Raw genomic sequence first — 6,067 nt, 5'->3', positions numbered from 1 at the left:
GTTGTTGCTGTGAACGTAACCGCCGACCACCGGGCCCTCTACCCGAACGATCCGGCGCACGGTGACGTTCTCGCCAATCTTCTGAACCAGTGCCTCACGCTTGCTTTCCAGTTCGCCTGCCATGAGGGATTCAACGTCAGTCACCCCCTTGTCAAAAGCGACGTCCAGCAATTCATTGGCAAAGTTCATGAAGTTGTCGTCACGGGCAACAAAGTCGGTTTCCGAGTTCACTTCCAGAATGTAGGCGACGGTATTGTCCTCCGACACCCGGATCAGTGAAACACCTTCAGCCGCCGTGCGGCCTGCCTTCTTGGCAGCCTTGAGGCCGGAGGACTTGCGCAGCTCTTCGATTGCTGCATCAACACTTCCATCAGCCTCGACCAGTGCTTTTTTGCACTCCATCATGCCAAGGCCGGTACGATCACGCAGTTCTTTGACCATTGCAGCAGTAATTGCAGCCATGTTCATTCCTCTTAACTGTTACGAATTCCAATAGGACGATTACTCGGCTGCCGGGGCAGCACCTTCGGCACTTTCGCTGACTTCGACAAATTCGTCAGCGCCGCCGGCAGTCTGGGACGCCTCGATACAGGTGTCGGCAATCGCCTGAACGTAAATCTGGATAGCGCGGATAGCGTCGTCATTACCCGGGATCACGTAATCAACGCCATCCGGGTCGCTGTTGGTATCAACCACACCAATGACCGGGATACCCAGCTTGTTGGCTTCCTTGATAGCAATCCGCTCGTGATCGACGTCGATAACGAACATGGCGTCCGGCAGGCCACCCATATCCTTGATACCACCGATTGAACGCTCAAGGCGGTCCATCTCGCGGCTGCGATCAAGGGCTTCTTTCTTGGTCAGCTTGTCAAAGGTGCCGTCCTGACTCTGGGCTTCCAGGTCACGGTAGCGACGGATCGACTGACGGATGGTTTTGTAGTTGGTCAGCATGCCGCCGAGCCAGCGATGGTTCACGTAAGGCTGGTTGGCACGCAGTGCTTCTTCCTTGATGATCTTGGCGGCAGCGCGCTTGGTGCCGACGAACAGGATCTTGTTCTTGCTGTTGGCGAGATTCTGCACGAAGTTCAGTGCCTCGTTCATCGCCGGGACAGTCTGTTCAAGGTTGATGATGTGAATCTTGTTACGGGCGCCGAAGATGAACTTCGACATTTTGGGGTTCCAGTAGCGTGTCTGGTGACCAAAGTGAGCGCCTGCCTTCAGCAGGTCACGCATGTTTACCTGAGCCATGATAATTACCTTGTTTAGCTTCGGGTTAGTCCTCCACACGTCCGATTGCCCCAACCAGGCTTCTTCAGACAGAAGCAGGCACCCTGGGACAACGTGCTGACGTGTGTGCGAATTTGCCGGAATTGATTCCAGCGGGCGCGTTTATACCACAAACTGGCCGCCGGATTCCATTAATTTCTCTGCCCGAACGTCCGTTTGAACGGCCCTTCCTTGTACCCTGCCGCACTCCCCCCTAAAATAGCTGTCTGGTTTGAATCAACGGGAAACCCAATGACGGTAACGATCAAGACTCCGGACGAAATCGAAAAGATGCGGGTGGCCGGCAAGCTGGCGGCGGACGTACTGGAAATGATTGGTGAACACGTGCGGGCGGGCGTCAGTACCGAGGAGCTTGACACCATCTGCCACGATTACATCGTCAACGAGCAGCACTGCATTCCTGCGCCTCTCAACTATAAGGGGTTCCCCAAATCCGTCTGCACCTCGGTGAATCATGTGGTCTGTCACGGCATTCCGTCCGATAAAAAGGTTCTCAAGGACGGCGATATCATGAATATCGACGTAACGGTTATCAAAGACGGCTTCCACGGTGATACCAGCAAGATGTTCATTGTCGGCAAACCCAAACCCGGATCCGAGCGCCTGATCCAGATCACCCGGGAATGCCTGTATAAAGGTATAGAGCTGGTCAGACCCGGCGCCCGTCTGGGGGACATCGGCCACGTTATCCAGGAACACGCCGAGAAACACCGCTATTCGGTGGTCCGGGAGTATTGCGGGCACGGCATCGGGCGGGTGTTTCACGAGGACCCCCAGGTGATGCACTACGGTAAACCCGGTGCTGGCATGGAACTGGAAGAAGGCATGACGTTCACAATCGAGCCGATGATCAATCAGGGCAAGTATCACACCAAGCTGTTACCCGACGGCTGGACCGTTGTTACCAAGGATCACAAACTCTCCGCCCAGTGGGAGCACACGATTCTGGTGACCGCCGATGGTCATGAAGTGCTGACCCGTCGTCCGGATGAGACGTTCTAGGTGGAAACCATCCAGCTTGAAACCAGAGTCAGTCAGGACCGCTCGCCAGTGGTAGCGGCACGTGAACTGCTGGAAGCAGATTACCGGGCGGACGCAGAGGCATTCCAGCAGCGGTCCCGGGAGGGCGCCGAAGTCGATGTGCGCGCTCTGGTGCGGTCGCGCTCTCACACCGTCGACCGGGTGCTCGCGCTGATCTGGAACCGCTATACCTTCGCCCGGTCCCCGGACATCTCGCTGATTGCGGTCGGGGGCTACGGCCGGGGTGAGCTTCATCCCCATTCCGATATTGACCTGCTGATTCTCACCCGCAATGGCATTGATGAATCCTGGCAGGAGGATCTCGGCGCCTTCGTGACACTGTTATGGGATCTGAAGCTCGACATTGGCCACAGTGTCCGCAGCATTGAAGAAAGCGTTGCCGCGGCCCGCAACGACGTCACCATCCTCACCAACCTGCTGGAAACCCGCACCGTTGCCGGGCCGGATGACCTGCGCGCAGAACTCAGCAGGAAGGTTTATTCGGACGAAGTCAGCAGTGATATTGATTATTTTGTCGCCAAGCGGGAAGAACAGAAAAAACGCCATGGCAAATACGGTGATACCGAATACAACCTGGAGCCGAATGTCAAAGGCTCGCCAGGGGCGCTCAGGGACATACAGACCATCGGCTGGATCACCAAGCGACACTTTGGCGTGCAGAACATAGCCGAGCTGATCCGCTTCAATGTCATCACTGAAGAGGAACACCAGATCCTGCTGAAGTGCGAGACTTTTCTCTGGCAAGTCCGGTATGGCCTGCAACTGATTGCCGACCGCAATGAAAACCGGCTGCTGTTCGACCATCAGAGAGCGCTGGCAAAAATGCTCGGGTACCGGGATCAGGGCAAGCGCCTGGGCGTCGAATTGATGATGCAGGCCTATTATCGAACGGTACTGGCGCTGGCAGAGCTCACGGATGTGATTCTCCAGTATTACGATGAGGCCATTATCGGTGCCGGTAACGACGACGACGTCGTGCCCCTGAACAAGCGCTTCCAGATCCGCAATTTTTACCTGGAAGCCGTCAACAACCAGGTATTCGCCTACTCGCCCTACGCCATCATGGAAATTTTCGTATTGATGGCCCAGCACCCTGAGGTCAAGGGTATCCGGGCAACGACCATCCGCTCCCTGCGGGCACACCGCCACCTGATTGACGACGCTTTCCGTTCTGACCTTGCCGTCACCTCACTGTTCATGGAGCTGCTGAGAACACCGCACAACCTTGATCAGACCCTCTCGGCGATGAAAAAGTACAATGTGCTGGGGCGCTACCTTCCGGAGTTCGGGCAGATCATTGGTCAGATGCAGTACGACCTGTTCCATATCTATACCGTGGACACTCACACCCTGCGGGTGATCCGCAACATGATCCAGCTCGACAGCGTCGAACGTCGTCATGACTACCCTCTGGCGTCACGGCTGATCCATCATCTGCCGAAACTGGAAACACTCTACATCGCCGGTCTCTTCCATGACGTTGCCAAAGGCCGGGGCGGTGACCATTCCGAGCTTGGCGCCGTCGATGCAGAGGCCTTCTGCCAGCGCCATCATCTCAGCGACCGGGATACCCAGCTTGCATCCTGGCTGGTGGAAAACCATCTGCTGATGTCCATCACCGCCCAGCGCAGGGACATCTCGGACCCGGACATCATCTTCGCGTTTGCCGAGGCGGTCCCCAGCCAGGTGCATCTGGATTACCTCTACGTGCTGACGGTGTGCGATATCAGCGCCACCAATCCGAAACTCTGGAATACCTGGCGGGCATCGCTCCTGCGCCAGCTTTATATCGAGGCCAAACGGGCGCTGCGGCGCAATTCCCAGACCCCGGTGGACCGGCATGAATGGATCCGCGCGACCCAGGCCGAAGCCCGGGAGATCCTGTACGCCCAGAATATGACCGACGAGCAGATTGACCGGGTATGGGAAACCATGGACGAGGACTACTTCCTCCAGGACTCCACCGTGGATATCGCCTGGCAGACCGCCGCCATTATCCGCCACGGCGACGACCCCAATCCGCTGGTCATGATTCGTGACACCCGCGGCGGGCCAACGGATGGCTACTCCCAGATCATCATCTACATGAACGATCGCATTGACCTGTTTGCAGCCACCACGGCGGTGCTGGAGCAGCTCAACCTGAACATCGTGGATGCCCGGATCAGCTCGGGCAATGGCCCCCGCTCGGTCAGTTCCTACATTGTGCTGGATGAGAAACACAAGCCCCTGGGCGTTGATCCCGCGCGCAAGGAGCGGGTGCACCGACGGTTGATTGAGGAACTGGACGATCCCGCCGATTACCCGGATATCATCCACCGCCGCATACCGCGCCAGCTCAAGCATTTTGCGTTTCCTAGCGAGGTAACGCTATACAACGATACCGTCAATCAGCGCACAATCATGGAAGTGATCACCCCGGACCGCCCGGGCCTGCTGGCAAGGGTGGGACAGACCCTGCTGGAACATCGGGTCCGGCTGACCAACGCCAAAATTGCGACTCTGGGGGAACGGGTCGAGGACGTGTTTTTCGTCACTGATGAACATGGCGATCCGATCCATGATTCCGAAGCCTGCCACTCACTGCAGCAGGACCTGTGCAAAATGCTGGACGAAATTTCATGAATCCCGATCTGGACCGGTTGCACCCCTACCCGTTCGAGAAACTGGCGAAACTGAAAGCCGGCATTCAGGCACCGGAGCACCTCAGTTCCATTTCCCTGGGCATCGGCGAACCCAAACACCCCTCACCTGGCTTCGTGAAGCAGGTGATTGCCGACAACCTCGACAGGCTGGCCAATTATCCCGGCACCAAAGGCACTGACGAACTGCGCCAGACCATTGCCGGCTGGGCCACGCGGCGTTTTAACCTCGAGCCCGGGTCGCTCACCGCCGAACACAACATTCTGCCGGTGAACGGAACCCGCGAGGGCATCTTCTCGCTGGTGCAGGCGGTCATCGACAACAGCCGGCCGGCACTGGTGGTGAGCCCCAATCCGTTCTATCAGGTCTATGAAGGTGCTGCATTGCTGGCGGGGGCAACGCCACACTATCTGGCCTGCAGCGCCGAGCGGGATTTTATTCCGGATTTTGACCAGGTTCCGGCTGCGGTATGGGAAAAGTGTCAGTTGCTGTTTCTGTGCTCGCCCGGCAACCCCAGTGGTTCTGTCATCGCCAGGGAGACCCTGACCAGAGTCATCGAACTTGCGGACAGATACGATTTCGTGGTGGCCTCCGACGAATGCTATTCCGAACTCTATCCGGATGAAGACAGGCCACCGGAGGGTCTGCTGCAGACCTGCGCCGCCATCGGCCGCAATGATTATGCCCGGTGCGTGGTGTTCCACAGTCTGTCCAAGCGCAGCAACCTGCCCGGTCTGCGCTCCGGGTTTGTCGCCGGCGATGCCGATGTCCTGGCGGGCTTCCTGAAATACCGGACCTACCATGGCTGTGCCATGCCCCTGCATAATCAGCTTGCCAGCATCGTGGCCTGGGAGGACGAAGCCCATGTGCGGGAAAACCGGGCCGCCTACCGCGCGAAGTTTGCAGCTGTGGTACCGGTGCTGCGTGAGGCCATGAAGGTTGATTTTCCCGACGCCGGTTTCTATCTCTGGCCGGAAACCCCCTTCGATGACGAAACCTTTGCCCGCGAACTTTCAGCCCAGCAGAATGTGCATGTGCTGCCCGGCCGTTATCTGTCACGCACAGTCGATGGCCACAACCCCGGCGAAAACCG

At 57.6% G+C, this 6,067-nt stretch carries 5 protein-coding genes; 3 read left to right on the top strand and 2 right to left on the bottom strand.

Annotated elements, in window-relative coordinates; translation table 11 throughout:
- Together tsf and rpsB are read right to left on the bottom strand one after the other, a co-directional pair.
- The coding region (tsf, locus tag VJ956_RS08030) for a translation elongation factor Ts (protein WP_324083629.1) at positions 1-462 on the bottom strand (462 nt) is incomplete at its 3' end.
- A gap of 39 nt (positions 463-501) precedes the next feature.
- Complete coding sequence (gene rpsB, locus VJ956_RS08025; RefSeq protein ID WP_324083627.1) at positions 502-1,251, bottom strand: 30S ribosomal protein S2; 750 nt, start codon at positions 1,249-1,251, stop codon at positions 502-504.
- Between the two features lie 270 nt (positions 1,252-1,521).
- Between rpsB and map the strand changes: the two genes are divergently transcribed.
- The 3 genes from map to dapC all read left to right on the top strand — a co-directional run.
- Positions 1,522-2,292: a type I methionyl aminopeptidase gene (gene map, locus VJ956_RS08020; RefSeq protein WP_324083625.1), complete on the top strand. Its 771-nt coding sequence runs from the start codon at positions 1,522-1,524 to the stop codon at positions 2,290-2,292.
- Positions 2,293-4,956, top strand: coding sequence for a [protein-PII] uridylyltransferase (locus VJ956_RS08015; RefSeq protein ID WP_324083623.1), 2,664 nt, complete (start codon positions 2,293-2,295; stop codon positions 4,954-4,956).
- A partial coding sequence (gene dapC / locus VJ956_RS08010; protein WP_324083622.1) for a succinyldiaminopimelate transaminase occupies positions 4,953-6,067 on the top strand: 1,115 nt, incomplete at its 3' end. The genes VJ956_RS08015 and dapC, both read left to right, overlap by 4 nt.

Origin of the sequence: Marinobacter sp. (assembly GCF_035268745.1) — a bacterium.
Taxonomy (GTDB): domain Bacteria; phylum Pseudomonadota; class Gammaproteobacteria; order Pseudomonadales; family Oleiphilaceae; genus Marinobacter.
This window is presented reverse-complemented; position numbering and strand designations above follow the sequence as displayed.

Bases quoted from the DNA above. Each gene is read 5' to 3' on its own strand.
- rpsB (WP_324083627.1), bottom strand. From the start codon at position 1,251: ATGGCTCAGGTAAACATGCGTGACCTGCTGAAGGCAGGCGCTCACTTT.
- map (WP_324083625.1), top strand. From the start codon at position 1,522: ATGACGGTAACGATCAAGACTCCGGACGAAATCGAAAAGATGCGGGTG.